We start from the raw sequence: 14711 nt of genomic DNA, 5'->3' as shown, positions 1-14711 counted from the left end.
GCCCACACGCCGATAGGGTGAGTCCCATGGACACCCAAGGCATCCTGGACCTGCTGAAGGAAACGGCCTCAGAGGTGGTGGTTCCGCGCTTCCGGCAGCTGGCCGCCGGTGACGTCGAGGAGAAAAATCCCGGAGACTTCGTCACCGTGGCGGACCGCGAAGCCGAGGTGTATCTGAGTGGGCTCCTCCGTGGCGTCTACCCATCGGCAGTCATCGTCGGAGAGGAGGGCGTGTTCGCCGACCCGAGCCTGCTCGACGGTGTCCACGGGGCAGAGCACGCGTTCCTCATCGATCCCATCGACGGCACGCGCAACTTCGTCTCAGGACGCGACGAGTACGGCGTGATGCTGGCGGAGGTGCGCAACGGGGTCACCACCCGTGGCTGGATCTATCAGCCGCAGACCGGCCGCGCCTACGTGGCCGAGCACGGCGCAGGCGCCGCGCTCAACGGCGCCCCCATCGCGCGGACCCCCAACGGGCGCCTCCCACTAGGGGCGACGGCCAAACGTGCTCTGCACGGGTTCACGGCAGCTGGACGCCTCAGCCCCGTCACCCGGAGCGCCTGGTGTTGCGCATTCGACTACCCGATGGTGCTGCATGGTGACGTGGACTTCCTCGTGTACTCCACCCTGCACCCGTGGGACCATCTCGCGGGGTCGCTCATGGTCACCGAGTCCGGGGGCGTGAGCAGAACGGTCGACGGCGTGGACTACGGCCTCCAGACACGGAGCGGGGGGCTGATCGTGGCGCGGGATGCCGACACCTGGCAGACCGCTCTGGAGACGTGGCCCGTTCACCAGAGCTGACCACAGGATCAGATCACAGGTTGAGGATGGGCAGCTGCCGTTTCGGCTCCACACCCTTGGCCGCCAACTCGGCGTAGGCCTTGGGCAGGGCGAGGGCAAGAGTCTCCGGGCCGAAGGGCCACTCGACGGCGGTGGCGGCCTCTTCCGCCCGCACACCCTGCTGGATGAGCATCTCGCACGAGCTGTAGAGCATCGCGATCTCCGCCCGCTGCACGAAGGCGAACTCGCGGTCCACCACCGCCCCGTGGCCGGGAACGAACCTGGTGAGGGAGCTGCTGGCGCCGAGTACGCCGTCGAGGACGGTGGGCCAGTTGGCAAGCGAGGTGGACTCGTCGATCTGCGGGTCCGCGCCCTCCTCCAGGAGATCCCCGACGAACACCACGTTCGCCTCCGGGACGAACGCCACGATGTCCGCGCGGGTGTGCGCCTCGCCGAAGTGCAGCAGCTCCACCCGTTGTCCGCCGAGGTGCAGCGCCAGGGCCATCGAGAACCTCCGTGTCACCCCGGGGTCGTCCAGGTCCTCGTGCGCGACCACCTGGACACCCGACATGCCTGGGAGGCCGCCGACGTGATCGTGGTGGCCGTGCGTCAGCGCCACATGCGTCACCGGGACACCCGCCAGCGCGGTGGCCGAGGCCAGCAGCTCGGCGCCCTCGGCGGCTGTGTTACCGGCATCGATGAGGAGTGCCGCGTCATCACCGACGATGAGTCCCACGTTGACCCGGTGCTGATCGAGCGTGGTCACGTACACGCGGGGAGTCACGGGGGTCCAGATCAGCGTCATGGCAGCCAGCATAGATGCAGCTACACTGGCACTCGCCGTCTATGAGTGCCAGCTGGGAGGTGACATGCTCGACGACCGCAAACTGGACGTGTTGAAGGCCATCGTGACCGACTATGTGGCCAGCCGCGAGCCGGTCGGCTCCAAGGCGCTGGTTGAACGCCACAAGCTGGACGTCTCCGCCGCCACGGTCCGCAACGACATGGCCGTGCTGGAGGAGGAGGGCTACATCATGCAGCCCCACACCAGCGCCGGCCGCATCCCCACCGACAAGGGCTATCGGCTCTTCGTGGACAGGCTCGCCCACATCAAGCCGCTGTCGCCCGCTGAGCGCAGCGCCATCACCACCTATCTCAACGGCACCGCCGACGTCGACGATCTGGTCATGCGCACCGTCCGGCTGCTGGCCCAGCTGACCCGCCAGGTGGCCATCGTGCAGTATCCGGTGGCGCAGCGCACCCAGGTGCGCCACGTCGAGCTGCTGCTCCTGACGCCCGAGCGCCTGATGGTCATCGTGGTCCAATCCTCGGGGCGCGTTGATCAGACCATGTTGGAGACTCCGCTCACGGACGAGGGCCGGCTGCAGGCGTTGCGGAACCGGATCGCCGAGGCCATTGTCGGACGGACGCCGGCGGATGCGGCCGGGGCCCTGGCCGCCATGCTGGAGGGAGTCGCACCCGATGACAGGCCGTTCGCGGGCCCGGTGGTCGCCGCGGTCCTGGAGGCCATCGCCGCCGAGCCGGCCGCGCACGTTGTGGTGGCCGGGCTGCCCAACCTCGCCTCAAGCCAGGCGTTCGAGACCAACCTGCGCCCACTGCTGGAGGCGCTGGAGGAGCAGGTGGTGCTCATGCGACTCCTGGGCGAGGCGGCGGGCGACGACGTGACGGTGCGCATCGGCGAAGAGAACACCGCCGAGGGATTCCGGGGCAGCAGCCTCATCGCGTCCGGCTACGGCGTGGAGCGCTCCGCCAGCCTCGGCGTGGTCGGACCCACCCGCATGGACTACGCGTCCCATATTTCCGCGGTGCGAGCAGTGTCGCGGTACGTGAGCAGATTCCTCAACGAAGGCTAGATCCCCCACCCGAAGGCTGAAGCAAGAAGATATGAGCAAGGACTACTACGACATCCTTGGCGTCGAGCGGGACGCAACCCCCGAGGCCATCAAGAAGGCCTACCGCCGCCGCGCCATGAAGGTGCACCCCGACGTCGCCCAGGAAGAGGGCGCGGCCGAGAAGTTCAAAGAACTCAACGAGGCCTACGAGGTCCTGAGCGACCCCAACAAGCGCGCCGTGTTCGATCGGGGCGGCGACCCGATGAGCCAGGGCGCCGGCTTCTCCGGCTTCGGCGGCGGGTTCGCCGGGGGGTTCGACTTCTCCAATCTGGTCGACGCCATGTTCGGCGCGGCAGGGGGGCGTGGCCCCCGATCCCGCGTCCGTCAAGGCCAGGACGCGCTGGTGAGGGTTTCCCTCCAACTGCACGAGGCGGTCTTCGGCGTGACGAAGCCTCTCAAGGTGGACACCGCCGTGGTGTGCCCCAAGTGCAGCGGCGCGGGCGGCGAGCCCGGCTCGGAGCCGGTGACCTGCACCACGTGCGACGGCGCGGGCGAGGTCAGCCAGATCCAGCGCAGCTTCCTCGGCGACATCCGCACCGCCCAGGCCTGCCCCACCTGCCGCGGATACGGCACGGTCATCCCGCGTCCGTGCGGTGAGTGCTCCGGCGAGGGACGGGTGCGCACCACGCGGACGCTGCAGGTCCGGATTCCCGCCGGCGTGTCCACGGGCATCCGCATCCACCTGGAGGGGCAGGGCGAGGTGGGCCCGGGCGGCGGACCTGCCGGAGACCTTTACGTGGAGCTGTCCGTGCTGCCCCACGAGACGTTCCGCCGCGAGGGCGACAACCTGGAGGTGGTGGTCAGGCTCCCGATGACCGCGGCCGCGCTGGGGACCACGGTGGACGTCGCGACTCTCGAGGCCGACTGGGACCAGTCCGCGGTAGAGGACCGCACCGTGTCCGTCGAGGTCCCGGCCGGGACGCAGGCGGGCACCCGGATCGGGATCAAGGGGCGCGGGGTTCCGAGACTGCGCGGCGGCGGCCGCGGGGACCTGGGCGTCACACTGCTGGTCCAGACCCCCACCAAGCTCGATGACCGGCAGCGCGAGCTGCTGCGCCTCCTCGCTGAGGAGCGCGACGAATCGGTCCCGGAGGCCATCGCGGCGAAGGGGCACAAGGGAGTGTTCGGCAAGCTCTCCGAGTGGTTCTCGTGACCGACCCCCTCTTCCTCGCCGAGTTCACGGGCGACCTGTCACCAGGTGAGCTGGTCGTCGTGACGGGGGATGAGGCTCACCACGCCGTCGCGGTCAAGCGCGTCGCGGTGGGGGAGAACGTCCTGCTGTCCGACGGCCGCGGGATCGGGGTTCGGGCCGAGGTGATCGAGGCGGACCGGCGCCAACTGGTGGCCAGGATCCTCGAGGTCATCGCGGCCCCTTCGCCGTCGCTCGTCTGGGGCGTGGTGCAGGCACTGGCCAAGGGGGACCGCAGCGACCTCGCGGTGCAGATGGCCACGGAGCTGGGCGCCCGCGAGATCCTGGCGTGGCAGTCCGCCCGCTCCATCGTGCGCTGGCAGGGCGATCGGGCGGACAAGTCGCTGGACAAGTGGCGAGCCACGGCCCGCGAGGCGGCCAAGCAATCACGGCGGATGTTCGTGCCCGAGGTGTTGGCGGTGTCCACTGCGGACGTCGTGGGCGCCATCGCCGGCGTTGACGTGGCGCTGGTCCTGCAGGAGGACGCGTCCCAGCACATCGCAGACGTCGAACTCCCCGAGGAGGGCACCGGCCTGGTGATCGTCGGGCCCGAGGGCGGCATCGCGCCCGAGGAACTCGACCGGTTCGTGGCGGCCGGCGCGCAGCTGGTCACCATCAGCGACGGCGTCCTGAGGACCTCGACGGCGGCCGCCGTGGCGCTCGGCCAGCTGGATGTGCTGGCCAGGCGCCCGTGAGCTTCTCATTCGAGGTCGGCGAGCGGCTCGAGGATGCGGGGGGTCGCACGGGCGTCATCCACACCCCACACGGGCAGATCCAGACCCCGGCGTTCGTGGTGGTGGGCACCAAGGCCACCGTGAAGTCCGTGTTGCCGGAGGCGGTGGCCGGCCTGGGCGCGCAGGCGGTACTGGCCAACGCCTACCACCTCTACCTGCAGCCGGGCTCGGACTTGATCGACGAGGCCGGCGGGCTGGGCCGCTTCATGAACTGGCCGGGGCCCACCTTTACGGACTCTGGCGGGTTCCAGGTGATGAGCCTCGGGGCGGGCTTCAAGAAGGTGCTGGCGATGGACACCACCGGGCTGGCCGACGACGACGTCATCGCCGAGGGGAAGACGCGGATGGCGCATGTCGACGACGACGGCGTCACCTTCAAGTCCCACCTCGACGGCACCCGGCACCGGTTCACGCCGGAGGCATCGATGCGCATTCAGCACCAGCTCGGCGCGGACGTCATGTTCGCCTTCGACGAGTTGACCACGCTGATGAACACGCGCGCCTACCAGGAGTCCTCGGTTGAGCGGACGCACAGCTGGGCAGTGCGCTGCCTCGCGGAGCATCGGCGGCTCACGCTCGAGCGCGAAGGCAGGCCGTACCAGGCCCTCTTCGGGGTGATCCAGGGGGCGCAGTACGAGGATCTACGTCGCCGGGCCGCGCGCGACCTCGCCGACCTGGACGTGGACGGGCAGTCGTTCGACGGCTTCGGCCTGGGCGGTGCCTTGGAGAAGGAGAACCTGGGCGCCACGATCGGATGGATGGTGGAGGAGCTGCCGGAGGACAAGCCTCGACACCTCCTGGGCATCTCCGAGCCCGACGACCTGTTCGCCGCAGTAGAGCGGGGCGCAGACACGTTCGACTGCGTGAACCCCTCACGTGTCGCGCGCAACGCCGCCATCTACACCGCCGATGGCCGCTACAACGTCAACACCGCCCGGCACCGCCGCTCCTTCGAACCGCTGGAGGACGGATGCGACTGCTACACCTGCACCCACTACACCCGCGCCTACCTGCACCACCTGTTCAAGGGCAAGGAGATGCTGTCGGCCACGCTGGCCACGATCCACAACGAGAGATTCACGGTGCGTCTGGTGGACCGGATGCGCGAGGCGCTGCAGTCAGGGGACTTCCACGCCTTCCGGGAGGAAAGTCTAGGCCGGTTCTACGCCAATCGGCCGTAGCTCGGCTCGCGTCTCTTCACCATCGCGATCACCCGGTAGGTCACCGGCAGGAAGAGCGCCTCGACCAGCACCTTGTAGAGGTAGCCCACCGCGATGTAGTTGAGCAGGGTGGCGCCGCTCACCACCCCGGCGAACGCGACCACACAGAAGATGACGGTGTCGGCCGCCTCGCCCACCACGGTGGAGCCCAGCAGCCGGGCCCACAACGATCCGTCGTGGGAGCGGCGCTTCATGGCCACCAGGACCCAGGCGTTGAGGAACTGGCCGGCCAGGTATCCCAGCAGGCTCGCCGCGACGATGCGCGGCACGAACCCCAGCACCGCGGTGAAGGCCTCCTGGTTGGGCCACTCGGCGGCCGCGGGTGCGGCGCCCACGGCGAGGAACGTGACCGACGCCAGTATCGAGACCGCGAAACCGAGGACGATGGCCCGCCGGGCGCCCTTCAGGCCGTAGACCTCTGCGAGGACGTCGCCCAGGACGTAGGTGAGGGGGAAGAGGAACGCGCCGCCGTCCGTGATGAGGGGCAGCACCGGGATCCCGAACGGGGTCCACTCCGGTCCGAACTGGATCAGCTTGACCGCCGAGACGTTGCTGATCAGCAGGAGCGCCACAAACAGGCCCACGACAACGTCAAACACCCCGCGAGGACGCTCGGCGAACCTCACGTCGGCTCCGGATGGTGGGGCGTCCTGGGTCTGCTGCACCGCCGCATTATACGCCGCTGGTGCCGGTGCTCCGGAGCCTTCAGCGAGGTCCAGGCGAGTTCCCCGGGAGCCTGCGCGTTACGCCGCGGGGGGTCCCGCAGGGTGGCAAGATTCATTTATGGACGACATTGCAATGGAGTACATGCCCGACGAGTCCGAGCAGCTCGACCAGTTGCAGCCCGCCGATTCGCTGATTGACCGCGGGGTAGAGGACGTCCTGGACGAGGGCTACGTCACCCCGGAGAAGTGGTCTCCAGCGCAGGGCTTCGGCAACACACCTGAGGAGATGCACCGCGGTGAGACTCTCGAGATGCGGATGAAGCAGGAGGAGCCAGAGCCTGCCCCAGCCGAAGACGACTGGAACCCCACCCACGAGCCCCGCGAGGTTGGCGCAGCCCGGGCAGGTCGCCTGATGGCGGTGCAGGCCGGAGGCGGTACTGAGCACACGCTGGGCGTGGACGTCGGATTCGGGGGCGGCGCCGCCAGCGCCGAGGAGGCGGCGATGCACATCATCTCGGAGGACGAGGACGACCTCTCGCTCCTGGAGCGCTGAAGTATCCGACGGCGCGCCCAGGGAAACCACTGAGCAATCATGTCCTGGCTGCGGTGTACCGGATCGGGCGATCTGGCACCCCTCCATCTGGATATGGACGTCAAGTACACGCACCAGCTGTAGTGGCACCATCTCATCCCGCCCGGCACGTCCTCACCGAGAACAGCATTGATCAGTGGTTCCCTAGACTGAAGGCTGTTCGGCGGGACACGCCGATCGCATGTCAGACAAGGATCACGCCCTGAACACGCACTCGTTGGACCAGCAGCACGCCATCCGCACCGTGTCGGTTCCCCCCTCGATTGACCTGGTCAATCTGCTGGGCCCCCGCGACGACTTCCTCCGCATCCTCGAGGACGAGCTCGACGCGGACCTGCACGTCCGCGGAACTCAGATCACCCTGTCCGGCCCGTCCAACGAAGTCGCCAAGGCCGCCGAGGTGATCACCGAACTGGTCACCATTCTGCGCACGGGACAGGGACTCACCGCTGAGACCGTGGAGCGGGTCATCCAGATGGCCGACGACCCCCACGCGCTTGCCGCGGAGATCCTCACCCAGAACATCGTGTCCTCGCGCGGTAAGACCGTCCGGCCGAAGACGCTCAACCAGAAGCGCTACGTGGACGCGATCGACCGCCACACCGTTGTCTTCGGTATCGGGCCCGCTGGCACGGGTAAGACGTACCTGGCTATGGCCAAGGCCGTCCAGGCGCTGCAGGCGAAGGAAGTGAGCCGGATCATCCTGACCCGGCCGGCGATCGAGGCGGGGGAGCGCCTCGGATTCCTGCCCGGCACCCTCAACGACAAGATCGACCCCTATCTGCGGCCGCTGTACGACGCACTCCACGACATGGTCGACGCCGACTCGGTGCCGAAGCTGCTCACGTCGGGCACCGTCGAGGTGGCGCCGCTCGCCTACATGCGCGGCCGCACCCTCAACGACGCCTTCATCATTCTTGACGAGGCGCAGAACACGTCCATGGAACAGATGAAGATGTTCCTCACCAGGCTCGGCTTCGGGTCCAAGGTGGTGGTGACGGGCGACATCACCCAGATCGACCTCTCGGGGGGCGTGAAGAGCGGTCTGCGCGGGGTGATGCAGGTGCTCGACGGCGTCGACGACATCGAGTTCTGCACACTGACCAGCCGCGACGTCGTGCGCCACAAGCTGGTGGGCAAGATCGTGGCCGCCTACGATCAGTTCGAGAGTCTGTCCGCGGAGAACCGGGGTGCCAAGTGATCGATCTCAACAACGAGTCCGGCGTCGAGGCCGATGAGCTGGGGCTCATCGAGCTGGCACGCTTCGCGCTGGACAAGCTGCGGATCCACCCCCAGGCCGAGTTGTCGATCCTCCTCGTCGACGAGACCACCATGGCGGACTACCACGAGCGGTTCATGGACCTGCCCGGCCCCACCGATGTGATGAGCTTCCCCATGGACGAGCTGCGGGCACCCGAGGACGACGAGGAGCCGCCGATGGGCCTGCTCGGCGACATCGTGCTCTGCCCCCAGGTGACGGCCCGTCAGGCGCCGGACAACGGGCGCAGCGTCGACGGTGAGGCCGAGTACCTGCTCATCCACGGCCTGCTGCATCTGCTCGGCCACGACCACGCCGAGCCGGAGGAGAAGGCCCTCATGTTCGGACTCAACGACAGGATCATCGCAGCGTGGGATCAGGCCCGCGGTCGCAGCTGAGGCGCAGCCTCGGCCTGACCGACGCCATCGCGATCGGTGTGGCATCCATGGTGGGGGCGGGGGTCTTCGCGGTGTGGGCTCCAGCGGCGCGCGCCGCAGGCGGCGCCCTGCTCCTCGGGCTTGTGCTCGCGGCCGTGGTGGCGTGGCTCAACGCGACGTCCTCGGCTCAGTTGGCTGCGCAGTACCCGTCAGCCGGCGGCACCTACCTGTACGGGCGTGAGCGGCTGGGGGAGTGGCCCGGCTTCCTGGCCGGGTGGAGCTTCGTGGTCGGCAAGACGGCGTCGGTAGCGGCGATGGCGATGACCATGGCCGCCTACCTGGCCCCTGACGTGTGGCGGGTGCCGGTGGCGATCGGAGCTGTGTGGCTGATGGTGGGCGTCAACCTGCTCGGCGTCACCCGGACGGCGAAGGCTGCACTGGTGTTGGCCGGGCTCGCCCTCCTCTCGCTCAGCCTGACGTTGGCCCTGGGGTGGGCTGAATCCTCCGGCCCCACCGGGGCCCTGGTCACCCTGCCAAGTGGGGCCTCCGGCTGGTACGGCGTCCTCCAATCCGCGGGCCTGCTGTTCTTCGCCTTCGCCGGCTACGCCCGGGTGGCGACCATGGGCGAAGAGGTCCGCGACCCACGCCGCACCATCGGTCGGGCCATCGTCACGGCGCTGCTGATCGTGCTCGTGCTCTACGCCCTCGTCGGGGTGAGCCTGCTGCTGCTCGTGGGCGATGAGGCCCTCGCCGCGTCCACGGCACCGCTGGCGCTGCTGGTGGGCGGCCACCCCGTCGCGCTGGCTGCGCTGCAGGTCGGCGCAGTCGCGGCGGTGGGCGGCGCGCTGCTGGGCCTGTTGTCGGGGATCGGGCGGACGTGGCTCGCGATGTCGCGGGAGGGGGATCTGCCCCGGTTCTTCGACCACACCCATCCCCGCACCCTGGTGCCGCACAGGATCGAGCTGACGATCGGCGCGGCGCTGACCGCGATCCTGCTGGTCGCAGACCTGCGCGGAGCCATCGGCTTCTCATCCTTCGGTGTCCTGCTCTACTACTTCGTCGCCAACGCCGCCGCTTTCACGCAGGCGCCGGCCGAGCGGCGCTATGCCCGGGTCTGGCAGGTCCTCGGCGCGGTGCTGTGCCTGATCCTGGTGATGGCGCTGCCGTGGCAGTCGATCGTCGGCGGACTCCTGGTGCTCGGCGCAGGGGCCGCCTGGCGCCTCGTGACCGTGTCCAGGCTGCGATAGACTCGCGGCGCACAGCATCCCCGACCCGAGCGAGTTGAACACCCCACGTGACACAGTCCGAGTGGATAGAACTGGGCATCGCGCTCGCGTGCGCTCTGGCCGCCTCCATCCTCGCCGCGGTCGAGACGGCGGTGAGTGTCACCACCAAGGCCCGCGCCGAGCGGATGGCGGATCATGATGAGCGTGGGGCTGAGCGGATCAAGCTGATCGCGCAGGATCCGGCGCCCTCGATCAACGCCGTGATGTTCACCCGGATGACGCTGGAGATCACCTCGATCGTCCTGGCAGGCCTCGTGGTGTTCACCCAGTTCCAGATGGATTGGCAGCGCGCGCTGGTCACCATCGGCGTGATGCTGGCTGTGTCGTTCATCCTGTGGGGCGTGGCCCCACGAACCCTGGGCAGGCAGAACCCCGAGCGAACCATGCGGATGTTCGGACCCCTCGTCTCGGGCCTCACCACGCTCTTCGGGCCGATCGCCCAGTTGATGATTCTCCTCGGCAACGCGCTCACTCCCGGGCGCGGCTACGCCGACGGCCCGTTCGCCACGGAGGCCGAGCTGCGAGACCTCGTCGACATCGCCGAGAAGCAGGAGCTCATCGAGGCGGGGGAGTCGAAGATGATCCATTCCGTCTTCGAGCTCGGCGACACGCTGGTCAAGGAGGTCATGGTTCCGCGCACGGACGTGGTGTTCGTCAAGCAGGACACCACCTTGCGCCAGCTGCTGTCGTTGGCGCTGCGCTCCGGGTTCTCCCGGATCCCGGTGGTCGGCACGGACCTCGATGACATCCTCGGCATCATCTATCTCAAGGACGTGTCCAAGCGCGTCTACGACTTCCCGGACTCCGAGCGCCGGGAGACGGTCGCGGAGCTGATGCGGCCCGCCACCTTCTGCCCTGACTCAAAACCAGTCAGCAATCTGTTGCGCGATATGCAGCTCAGTCACTCTCACCTGGTGGTGGTCGTCGATGAGTTCGGCGGCACCGCGGGGCTGGCCACGATCGAGGACATCCTCGAGGAGATCGTCGGCGAGATCGTCGACGAATACGACCTCGACGCCCCGGTCATCGCGGACCTGGGGGAGGGACGCTACCGGATCTCGTCGCGGCTTCCCGTCGACGAGCTGGGCGCCCTCTTCGGCGTCGATCTCGACGACGATGACGTGGAGACCGTCGGCGGCCTCATGGCCAAGCAGCTCAATGTGGTGCCCATCCCCGGCGCCCGCACGGTGGTCGGCGACATCGAGCTGATCGCGGACCGCGCCGTCGGCCGGCGCCACCAGATCGGCACCGTCCTTGCCCGACGCCTCACCGAGGCGGACCTCACCACTACTGAGTCCCCGGAAGGCGACGATGACTGAGCCTGTTTACCGATCCGGATTCGCCTGCTTCGTCGGCCGGCCCAACGCCGGCAAGTCGACGCTGACCAACGCCCTCGTCGGCCAGAAGATCGCCATCGCTTCGAGCAAGCCGCAGACCACCAGGCATGCAGTGCGCGGGATCGTGACCCGGGACGACGGCCAGCTCATCGTCATCGACACACCTGGCCTGCACCGCCCCCGCACCCTGTTGGGGCAGCGCCTCAACGACCTGGTCTTCCAGACGTGGGGATCTGTCGACGTGGTGGGCGTCTGCCTGCCGTGCGACCAGCGCATCGGGCCAGGCGACAAGTTCATCATCAGTGAGATCGCCAAGCTCCCGCGCAGGCCCATCCTGGTGGCTCTGGCCACGAAGACGGACCTGGTGAGTAAGCAACGGCAACTCTCACACCTGGTGGACATCGGTGAGGTGGCCACCGAGCTGGGGATCGAATGGTCCGAGGTAATCCCGTGCTCGGCTACTGAAGGCGATCAGATCGATCTCGTCCGAGACTCGCTCGTGGCGCTGCTCCCCGAAGGTCCGGTCTACTACCCGGACGGCGAGATCACCGACGAGCCCGAGGAGACGCTCATCGCGGAGTTCATCCGCGAGGCCGCGCTGGAAGGGGTGCGCGATGAGCTGCCCCACTCGATCGCGGTGATCATCGACGAGATCCTCCCCCGACCCGACAGGCCGGAGGACAAGCCGCTGACCGACATCTTCGCCTCCATCGTGGTGGAGCGGGACTCGCAGAAGGGCATCATCATCGGCCACAAAGGCGCCCGCCTGCGCGAGATCGGAACTCAGGCGCGCGAACAGATCAACGCTCTGCTCGGCACGCGCGTCCATCTGAATCTGCACGTCAAGGTACTCAAGGAGTGGCAGCGCGACTCGAAGCACCTCAACCGGCTCGGATTCTGAGCACAGCGATCAGCCATTCTGCGCGTTTGGCATGTTAACGGTAACTATTTGATTACGGCGCGGGCGATTCGCGCGCACCCTCGTGGGCGGCTCCTAGTATCACGGGCAACAACCATTCCTGGTTGATCGAAAGACAGGAAGGAACCGCACGTGAAGAAGCGTGTCCTCAAGTTCAGCGCGGTGGCCATCGTCAGCGCCGTCACCCTCGCGGCATGCGGCGGCGACACCACCCCCTCCTCGACAGGCGACGCCACCTCGGTGGATGCCGGCTCGTTGGAGACCACCATCAAGGTCCTGGCCCCGTCCTACTCGGACACCTCGAAGGCCGACTGGGATGCAGTCATCGCCGCGTTCAACGAGACCTACCCGGATGTCACCGTCGAGCTCCAGATCGAGGGCTGGGACGGGTTCTCCGACAAGGTGTCCGCCCGCATCCAGGCCAACGACTACCCCGACATCCTCAACGACAACGCGTTCGCGGCGTCGGCCGAGGCCGGGATCCTCTATCCCATCGATGAGGTCATGTCCGCTGAGACCCTCGCCTCCATCGAGCCCTCCCTGCTCGCCAACGGCGTGGGCACGGACGGCACCCAGTGGGCTGCGCCAGACATCGCGACGTCGCGCATGATGGCCTACAACGTGGACATGTTCGAGGCTGCCGGCATTGCCGAGCCGCCCACCACATGGGCGGAGCTCGAAGAGGCGTCGGCGAAGCTGGTCGCGCTGGGCGGCGACGTCCGCGGCTACGGAATGCCGCTGGGCCGCGAGGAGGCGCAGGTGGAGTCCTCGCTATGGCTCTGGGGCGCCGGTGGCGACTGGGCCGACGGCGACGCGTTGAAGGCGGACACCCCTGAGGCCGTCGAGGCCTTCGGCCAGATGAAGAAGATGTTCGAGGCCGGCTACACCCAGGCCAACCTCGAGGACAACCGGATCGACGTCGCCGACCTGTTCCAGGCCGGCAAGCTCGGCATGATGATGGCGCATTCGGCGATCGTCTCCGACGCGCAGGCCAAGGGCATCAACGTCGCCCTCGCCCCGATCCCGGCTAAGGACGGTGGCGACGGCGTGGCGCTCGGCGTGACCGACTTCATCGTCGCTTTCGACAACGGCGACGAGGACCGCAAGGCGGCCACCGCGGCCTTCCTCGACGTGTTGTACTCCGACGAGCTCTACGAGGGGTGGTACAAGGGCACAGGCCTGCTGCCTGTGACCACCTCGATGATCGAGAAGGGGCAGGCGGAGTCCGACGAGATCGGCGCCGCGTTCCTCGAGGCCCTCTCCATCGTCCAGTTCCTGCCTGTCGGCAACCCCACGTGGGATGCTCTCCAGACCGCGCTCCAGGGCTCGGCCTACAAGGTGGGCACCGGCGATCCGGCTGAGGTTCTCGGCGAGATCCAGGCACAGGTCGACGCCCAGGCCTGACCACACGCAGGACGGGGTGGCATCGTGATCCGGTGCCGCCCCGTTCCCATGGCCCCACCGAGGAGGAACTGAAGTGTCATTGACCGCCACGCCCACGAGCGTGCCCACGAGCACGCGTCGTCGGTCGAAGAACTCCGGTCTCAGGGCGACCCTCACGTCCCTTCCCTGGCTGCTCCCCACCGTCGCCCTGATCGCGGGCGTGGTCCTCTTCCCCGCGGCGCTCATGATCTACACGTCGTTCTTCAAGTTCAACAACCGCGGCATCAAGCGCAGCCCTGATCCGATCGGCCTCGACAACTACATCGGTCCCGCTGGGGCATTGACGTTCCCGGGCGTGCCGGTGGAGCGGATTCTCCTCAACACCGTCGTGTGGGTCGTCGTGGTCGTCGCAGTCACCGTCGTGCTCTCCCTGCTCCTTGCCCAGTTCCTCAACATCGAGTTTCGTGGCCGCAAGGCGCTGCGGCTGTTCATCATCCTCCCGTGGGCCTGTTCCGTGGTCATGACCGCGACAGTCTTCCGCTACGGACTTCAGGAGAACGTGGGCCTGTTCAACCGGCTCATGGTGGACACCGGCATCATCGAGACGGCCCGGGCCTGGACGAAGGACCCCACCAGCGCCTTCTGGGTCGCGGTGTTCGTGGCCATCTACGTGTCCCTCCCTTTCACGACCTACACGATCCTGGCCGGCCTCCAGGCCATCCCCGACGACGTGCTCGAGGCCGCGCACATGGACGGGACCAACAAGCTGCAGCGCTACGGGTTCATCGTGCTGCCCCTGCTGAGGCCCGCCATCGCGGTGGCGGCGCTGATCAACATCATCAACGTGTTCAACTCGCTGCCCATCCTTCGCCTGCTGCAGGAAACCCCCGGCTTCCATACCGGGCACATCACCACGACGCTCATGTTCGAGTACCAGCGCGCGCTCGGTCCAGGGGTGTCGTCGGCGCTGTCGGTGCTGAACTTCGTGTTCTGCCTCGTCATCATCGCCATCTACCTGATCGTCGTGCAGCCCACGAAGGAGGTGGCCTGAGC

Annotated in this window: 15 protein-coding genes; 13 read left to right on the top strand and 2 right to left on the bottom strand. The window is 67.8% G+C overall.

Annotated features, from left to right (window positions below; translation table 11 throughout):
- The first annotated feature begins 26 nt into the window (after positions 1-26).
- On the top strand, positions 27-806 hold the full coding sequence (locus H5399_RS10345; RefSeq protein WP_182782947.1) for an inositol monophosphatase: 780 nt from the start codon (positions 27-29) through the stop codon (positions 804-806).
- A gap of 13 nt (positions 807-819) precedes the next feature.
- Here the strand turns inward: H5399_RS10345 and H5399_RS10340 are convergent, their stop codons facing one another.
- Positions 820-1590, bottom strand: coding sequence for an MBL fold metallo-hydrolase (locus H5399_RS10340; RefSeq protein WP_182782946.1), 771 nt, complete (start codon positions 1588-1590; stop codon positions 820-822).
- A 64-nt stretch (positions 1591-1654) separates the two neighbouring features.
- Here H5399_RS10340 and hrcA point away from each other — a divergent pair, with 64 nt between their 5' ends.
- Genes hrcA through tgt form a run of 4 tightly spaced genes read left to right on the top strand, consistent with a single transcriptional unit; the run spans position 1655 to position 5802 of the window.
- A complete protein-coding gene (gene hrcA, locus H5399_RS10335; protein ID WP_182782945.1) occupies positions 1655-2659 on the top strand; it encodes a heat-inducible transcriptional repressor HrcA in 1005 nt (334 codons plus the stop codon).
- 31 nt (positions 2660-2690) lie between these two features.
- Positions 2691-3851 carry a molecular chaperone DnaJ gene (gene dnaJ / locus H5399_RS10330; protein WP_182782944.1) on the top strand — a complete coding sequence of 387 codons (1161 nt, stop codon included), beginning with the start codon at positions 2691-2693 and terminating at the stop codon, positions 3849-3851.
- Positions 3848-4582, top strand: coding sequence for a 16S rRNA (uracil(1498)-N(3))-methyltransferase (locus H5399_RS10325; RefSeq protein WP_182782943.1), 735 nt, complete (start codon positions 3848-3850; stop codon positions 4580-4582). Before dnaJ ends, H5399_RS10325 begins: the two co-directional genes overlap by 4 nt.
- Positions 4579-5802 (top strand): tRNA guanosine(34) transglycosylase Tgt, encoded by a 1224-nt coding sequence (tgt, locus tag H5399_RS10320; protein ID WP_182782942.1) that lies wholly within the window; start codon positions 4579-4581, stop codon positions 5800-5802. Before H5399_RS10325 ends, tgt begins: the two co-directional genes overlap by 4 nt.
- On the opposite strand, the gene H5399_RS10315 is transcribed toward tgt, so the two are convergent.
- Positions 5784-6506: a queuosine precursor transporter gene (locus H5399_RS10315; RefSeq protein WP_370585740.1), complete on the bottom strand. Its 723-nt coding sequence runs from the start codon at positions 6504-6506 to the stop codon at positions 5784-5786. The two genes, tgt and H5399_RS10315, sit on opposite strands and share 19 nt — an antisense overlap.
- Before the next feature lie 118 nt (positions 6507-6624).
- Between H5399_RS10315 and H5399_RS10310 the strand changes: the two genes are divergently transcribed.
- From H5399_RS10310 to H5399_RS10275, 8 genes are all read left to right on the top strand, one after another.
- Positions 6625-7059 (top strand): DUF5709 domain-containing protein, encoded by a 435-nt coding sequence (locus H5399_RS10310; protein ID WP_182782941.1) that lies wholly within the window; start codon positions 6625-6627, stop codon positions 7057-7059.
- 220 nt (positions 7060-7279) lie between these two features.
- On the top strand, positions 7280-8299 hold the full coding sequence (locus tag H5399_RS10305; RefSeq protein WP_182782940.1) for a PhoH family protein: 1020 nt from the start codon (positions 7280-7282) through the stop codon (positions 8297-8299).
- Positions 8296-8754: an rRNA maturation RNase YbeY gene (gene ybeY / locus H5399_RS10300; protein ID WP_182782939.1), complete on the top strand. Its 459-nt coding sequence runs from the start codon at positions 8296-8298 to the stop codon at positions 8752-8754. Before H5399_RS10305 ends, ybeY begins: the two co-directional genes overlap by 4 nt.
- Positions 8727-9980, top strand: coding sequence for an APC family permease (locus tag H5399_RS10295; protein WP_370585739.1), 1254 nt, complete (start codon positions 8727-8729; stop codon positions 9978-9980). Before ybeY ends, H5399_RS10295 begins: the two co-directional genes overlap by 28 nt.
- Before the next feature lie 47 nt (positions 9981-10027).
- On the top strand, positions 10028-11338 hold the full coding sequence (locus H5399_RS10290; RefSeq protein WP_182782938.1) for a hemolysin family protein: 1311 nt from the start codon (positions 10028-10030) through the stop codon (positions 11336-11338).
- On the top strand, positions 11331-12257 hold the full coding sequence (era, locus tag H5399_RS10285; protein WP_182782937.1) for a GTPase Era: 927 nt from the start codon (positions 11331-11333) through the stop codon (positions 12255-12257). Before H5399_RS10290 ends, era begins: the two co-directional genes overlap by 8 nt.
- 150 nt (positions 12258-12407) lie before the next feature.
- A complete protein-coding gene (locus H5399_RS10280; RefSeq protein ID WP_182782936.1) occupies positions 12408-13679 on the top strand; it encodes an extracellular solute-binding protein in 1272 nt (423 codons plus the stop codon).
- 73 nt (positions 13680-13752) lie between these two features.
- Positions 13753-14709 carry a carbohydrate ABC transporter permease gene (locus H5399_RS10275; RefSeq protein WP_220490943.1) on the top strand — a complete coding sequence of 319 codons (957 nt, stop codon included), beginning with the start codon at positions 13753-13755 and terminating at the stop codon, positions 14707-14709.
- The last annotated feature ends 2 nt before the right edge of the window (positions 14710-14711 follow it).

Source organism: Tessaracoccus sp. MC1627, from assembly GCF_014164725.1.
Taxonomy (GTDB): domain Bacteria; phylum Actinomycetota; class Actinomycetes; order Propionibacteriales; family Propionibacteriaceae; genus Arachnia.
Note: the sequence above shows the minus strand (reverse complement) of the source record. Positions and strands in the feature narration are given on the sequence as shown.

Bases quoted from the DNA above. Each gene is read 5' to 3' on its own strand.
- H5399_RS10345 (WP_182782947.1), top strand. From the start codon at position 27: ATGGACACCCAAGGCATCCTGGACCTGCTGAAGGAAACGGCCTCAGAG.
- H5399_RS10340 (WP_182782946.1), bottom strand. From the start codon at position 1,590: ATGACGCTGATCTGGACCCCCGTGACTCCCCGCGTGTACGTGACCACG.
- hrcA (WP_182782945.1), top strand. From the start codon at position 1,655: ATGCTCGACGACCGCAAACTGGACGTGTTGAAGGCCATCGTGACCGAC.
- dnaJ (WP_182782944.1), top strand. From the start codon at position 2,691: ATGAGCAAGGACTACTACGACATCCTTGGCGTCGAGCGGGACGCAACC.
- H5399_RS10310 (WP_182782941.1), top strand. From the start codon at position 6,625: ATGGACGACATTGCAATGGAGTACATGCCCGACGAGTCCGAGCAGCTC.
- H5399_RS10305 (WP_182782940.1), top strand. From the start codon at position 7,280: ATGTCAGACAAGGATCACGCCCTGAACACGCACTCGTTGGACCAGCAG.
- era (WP_182782937.1), top strand. From the start codon at position 11,331: ATGACTGAGCCTGTTTACCGATCCGGATTCGCCTGCTTCGTCGGCCGG.